Source organism: Peribacillus sp. CSMR9 (genome assembly GCF_033141925.1).
GTDB classification, from domain to species: Bacteria; Bacillota; Bacilli; order Bacillales; family DSM-1321; genus Peribacillus; species Peribacillus simplex_A.
In genome coordinates, this window is the sequence record NZ_JAOPHO010000205.1 from 1 (window position 1) to 985 (window position 985).

The window sequence follows — 985 nt, forward strand, 5'->3', positions numbered from 1 at the left end:
CTTGTAGATATTAATTTGTCAGGGGCTAATCTTGATGGCATATATACAGCATTAGAGTTAGAGCGCAGCAAGTCTTCTAAAATCATTATGTTAACTTCTATGTCGGACGAGGAAGTTATTCAACAAGCCTTTACGGCTGGAGCAACAGATTATATTTTGAAAAAAGATGCTACTCGTATACCTGAAATTATTCGTTCAACTTATTATGATCCCTCTCCGATTCAAGCTTTGATTAAAGATTATGTTCGGTTGAAAAGTGAAGAACAACTTAAAGATTTAACTACTGCCGAAAGGGGGGTATATGACCTTATTGAGCAAGGATATTCGAGAAGTGAGATACAAAAAAAATTAATTAAAAGCGATAATACCGTTAAGAATCAAATCAAAAATATACTGAAAAAACTGTCTGTTTCAAGCATGAAAGAAGCTATTCAAAAAGTGAAATCTGGAGGTTTAGATGTATAGTTACTTAATGTTGATCAGCCCAATTGGCAGATTAGGGTTAAAAGTAAACAACTCTATTTGGATTTAACATAAAAAGGGCTCTAAAATATAACCCTAAGGCTGTCATCTTTGATGACAGCCATTTTTTATATATAGTTTAGAAACAATAATTTGCGCCCTTCTCTAAAATAATTATCTATATATGCTGATTAAAAATAAACAAACCCCTTTTTCAACAGTAACTTATCAGAAAAAGGGGTCAGTCTAATACTGTAGGGGCTATAAAATATAGCCCTAAAAAGCAAAAGGGGCTATATTTTATAGCCCCTTTTGCTTTTTAGGGTCATAAAAGATGGCACTACCCTAAATCTGTCGCACTTTGTACCATGTAGATACTTACTTATTATTCATTATCGAATTAAAGGTGCCTACTGCATAACACGAACTCCTAATATATTTTATAATTTTTTTCTGATTTTTGTAATAAAAAGCAGTTCGAAATTTAAATATAAGCCCTTCAGATTTTTTTTTGGAATTCGTA

At 32.1% G+C, this 985-nt stretch carries 1 protein-coding gene; it reads left to right on the forward strand.

Features of this window, described 5'->3' with window-relative positions:
- Positions 1–465 (forward strand): response regulator (locus tag N9I19_RS24915; protein ID WP_317779358.1); only part of this gene is annotated, 465 nt, incomplete at its 5' end.
- Positions 466–985: the final 520 nt, after the last annotated feature.